We start from the raw sequence: 3591 nt of genomic DNA on the forward strand, positions 1-3591 counted from the left end.
CGCTGCCGGAACGCACGGGGCCCCGGCCGCTCGTGGCGGCCGGGGCCCCGTGTCCGTGTGTGCCGGTCGGCGTCAGGCGCCGGCCCGGGCCGCCATGCGGGCCTTGCGGGCGGCCAGCCTCTCGTCGAACTTCGACGCCTCGGAGTCCAGACCGCCCATGAACAGGCCGAGCTCCTCCTGCGCCTTGCGGCCCTCGGGGCCCAGACCGTCGATCTCCATGATCTTCAAAAAGCGCAGCACCGGCTGGAGCACGTCGTCGTGGTGGATGCGCATGTTGTAGATCTCGCCGATCGCCATCTGCGCGGCGGCCCGCTCGAAGCCGGGCATGCCGTGGCCGGGCATCCGGAAGTTCACGATGACGTCGCGCACCGCCATCATCGTCAGGTCGGGCGCCAGCTCGAAGGCCGCCTTCAGCAGGTTCCGGTAGAAGACCATGTGCAGGTTCTCGTCGGTGGCGATGCGCGCCAGCATGCGGTCGCAGACCGGGTCCCCGGACTGGTGGCCGGTGTTGCGGTGCGAAACGCGGGTCGCGAGCTCCTGGAAGGCCACGTAGGCGACCGAGTGCAGCATCGAGTGCCGGTTGTCCGACTCGAAGCCCTCGCTCATGTGGGACATCCGGAACTCCTCCAGCTTGTCCGGGTCCACCGCACGCGAGGTGAGCAGGTAGTCGCGCATCACGATGCCGTGCCGGCCCTCCTCGGCGGTCCAGCGGTGCACCCAGGTGCCCCAGGCGCCGTCGCGGCCGAACAGCGAGGCGATCTCGTGGTGGTAGCTGGGCAGGTTGTCCTCGGTGAGAAGATTGACGACGAGCGCGATGCGTCCGATCTCGGTGACCTTGGACTGCTCCTTCTCCCAGGCCTCGCCGTCTTCGAAGAGACCGGGGAAGTTGCGCCCGTCGCTGAAGGGCACGTACTCGTGCGGCATCCAGTCCTTGGTGACCTGCAGATGCCGGTTCAGCTCCTTCTCGACCACTTCCTCCAGGGCATACAGCAGCTGGGCGTCGGTCCAGGCGCCGGCCGGGCTGCCGAGGTGGGGAGTGGTGATCGTCATGGACTCTCCAGGGGGACAAGCGTATGAGCGGTGAGCGGTGAACCTACGGCATCGTAGGCTACGTTGCCGTAGGTTACGAGACCGTAGGTTAAAGGTGCTGTAAAGGCCGCTGATCAGCGGGGTCACCCGACCGCGCGTCGGGCTTCCCGGACCCGCAGGTCGGGAGGTCGCAGGGGGAACGTGTGCCTCCGGTCAGACGTACAGCTCCCGCAGCCGCACCGAGAGGCACGTCACACATCCCTCGAGCTTCTCGAACTCGCTGATGTCCACGACGACCGGTTCGTACCCGAGATCGGAGAACAGCTCGGCGGTCTTCGGAGCGCTCGCCGCCATCAGCAGCTTGTCGCCGCCGAGCAGGACGACGTGCGATCCCGCCTCCTCCGGGACCGGCAGGAAACGCGCGAACAGCGAGGGCGTGTCCATTTTGGGGATGTGCCCGATGACCGTGCCGTCCGGCAGCGCCGTGACCGCCGACTTCAGGTGCAGCACCTTGCTCACCGGCGCGGAGACGACTCGCGCGCCGAGCGGCTCGAACGCGGCGCGCAGCTGCCGGACGCCGTCGGCGTTGGTGCGACCGCCCCGGCCCACGTAGACAGTGTCGCCGATCTTCAGGACGTCTCCGCCCTCCAGCGTGCCCGGGTCCCAGATCCAGTTCACCGAGCAGCCCAGACCGGCCACGGCCTCCTCGACCCCGGCGGTCTCGTCGCGCCGGGAGTCCGCGCCCGGGCGCGCGATCAGGGCCACGTTCTTGTACATCACGACCGTGTCCTCGACGAACACCGAGTCCGGGCAGTCGTCGGCGGGGTCCACCTCGATGGTCTCCCAGCCGTGCGTGCGCAGGGCCTCCACGTACGCCTCCCACTGCTCGACGGCGAGGTCGGCGTCGACCTTCTCCCGCTCGATGTGCGTCACCAGCCCTTCGGCGAGACGCGGGCTGGGGCGGCGGACGAGAACCTTCTTGCTGGGCACGAGCGTGACTCCGTATCGGATGGGACGTGTCGGGACCGCACCGGCGGAGCTTCCGGGATCGACCGGAACCCCTCGGGCGTCGGCCGCCATCATGCAGGGCGAACGGGGGAGAGGACAGCCCTGGGGAGCGGCGGAGGGGGCGGAGGGCTGCTCCACCCCGCCAGTACCCCGTCCGCGTCCCCTCGAACTCAACCCACCGACCCGGCACCCTCCCGCCCCACCGCCCGCCGAAGATGCTCCCCGGTGGACGACCCCTCCGCCTCCAGGAGGCGGAGGGGCGTCCCCTCGAAGACGATTTCGCCGCCGTCCCGGCCGCCGTCCGGGCCGAGGTCGATCACCCAGTCGGCCCGCGCGACCACGGCCAGGTTGTGCTCGACCACGACGACCGTGTTGCCCGAGTCGACCAGCCGGTCCAGCAGGGCGACGAGGCCCTCCACGTCCGCCATGTGCAGGCCGGTCGTCGGTTCGTCGAGCACGTAGACCGCACCCGTCCGGTGCAGTCGCGTGGCCAGCTTGATGCGCTGCCGCTCGCCGCCGGAGAGCGTGGAGAGGGGCCGGCCGAGCGTCAGGTACGTGAGTCCGACGTCCCGAAGGGCGCGCAGCCGGCGTTGTACGCCCGGGTCGTCGAAGAAGCCGAGGGCCTGCTCGGCCGTCATCTCCAGGACGTCCGCGACGGAACTGCCCCGCACGGTCAGCCGCAGCACCTCCTCCTTGAAGCGCCGCCCCTCAGTCGTGGCAGGTCGTCGTCACCGGGTCCATGAAGGCGAGGTCGGTGCAGATGACGCCCCGGCCCTCGCATGTGCCGCAGGCGCCATCGGAGTTGAAGCTGAACAGGCCCGCCTCGGCCCCCGTCCGGCGGGCGAAGATCTTCCGGACCATGTCCATGATCCCCAGGTAGGTCGCCGGAGTGGAACGGCCCGAGATGCCGATCGACGACTGGTCGACGACCACGGCCTCCTCGTGCGCGGCGATGAACTCCCGGCCAGGGTGCTCTTTCCCGACCCGGCGACCCCGGTCACGGCGGTGAGCACACCCGCCGGGAACCGAACGGTCACATCCCGCAGGTTGTGCCGGTCGGCGCCTTTGACCCACAGCTCGCCGGTGGGCTTCCGCACCCCGTCCTTGATCGCCGTACGGGTGCGCAGGCAGCGCCCGGTGAGCGTGCCGGAGGAGGCCACGTCTCGTTCAGCTGGCGCTGCGACTCCACCGCGATCGTGTCGAAGGCTACGGACGACTTCCCCGATCCCGAAACGCCGGTGAACACGGTCAGCCGGCCTTTCGGGATGCGGAGGGTGACGTCCTTGAGGTTGTTCTTGCGTGCTCCGGTCAGGGTGATGGCATCGTGTGGGAAGTCGGTCATGCCACCGACGCTAGGAGGAAATCCCGACAGCCTCTGGCGTGATTTCCCTCAGTTCTCCTTCCTCCAGCAGCAGCCGGCGCGTGATGCCGATCGAGTCCAGGAACGGCAGGTCGTGGCTGGCCACGATCAGCGCTCCCTCGTACGACTCCAGGGCCGTGGTGAGCTGCCGCACGCTCGCCATGTCGAGGTTGTTGGTCGGCTCGTACAGCAGG

The 3591-nt window shown here is 69.3% G+C and carries 2 protein-coding genes and 2 pseudogenes; all 4 read right to left on the reverse strand.

Translation table 11 applies throughout. The annotated features are described in order from the left end of the window. Positions 1 to 72: 72 nt before the first annotated feature. The gene (locus tag ABZ281_RS42385) at positions 73 to 1050 is read right to left on the reverse strand and encodes an acyl-ACP desaturase (RefSeq protein ID WP_356663353.1); all 978 of its coding nucleotides are present in this window, start codon (positions 1048 to 1050) and stop codon (positions 73 to 75) included. Positions 1051 to 1242: 192 nt separating this feature from the next. Next, the gene (gene ddaH / locus ABZ281_RS42390) at positions 1243 to 2019 is read right to left on the reverse strand and encodes a dimethylargininase (RefSeq protein WP_356663355.1); all 777 of its coding nucleotides are present in this window, start codon (positions 2017 to 2019) and stop codon (positions 1243 to 1245) included. Between the two features lie 188 nt (positions 2020 to 2207). Further along, positions 2208 to 3197: pseudogene (locus tag ABZ281_RS42395) on the reverse strand (ATP-binding cassette domain-containing protein); the annotation flags it as partial. Positions 3198 to 3389: 192 nt separating this feature from the next. Then, positions 3390 to 3591 (reverse strand): annotated as a pseudogene (locus ABZ281_RS42400) (ABC transporter ATP-binding protein); the annotation flags it as partial.

Source organism: Streptomyces sp. NPDC006265, from assembly GCF_040613555.1.
Classification (GTDB): Bacteria; Actinomycetota; Actinomycetes; order Streptomycetales; family Streptomycetaceae; genus Streptomyces.

Excerpts from the sequence above, each read along its gene's own strand:
- ABZ281_RS42385 (WP_356663353.1), bottom strand. The coding sequence starts at position 1,050 with ATGACGATCACCACTCCCCACCTCGGCAGCCCGGCCGGCGCCTGGACC.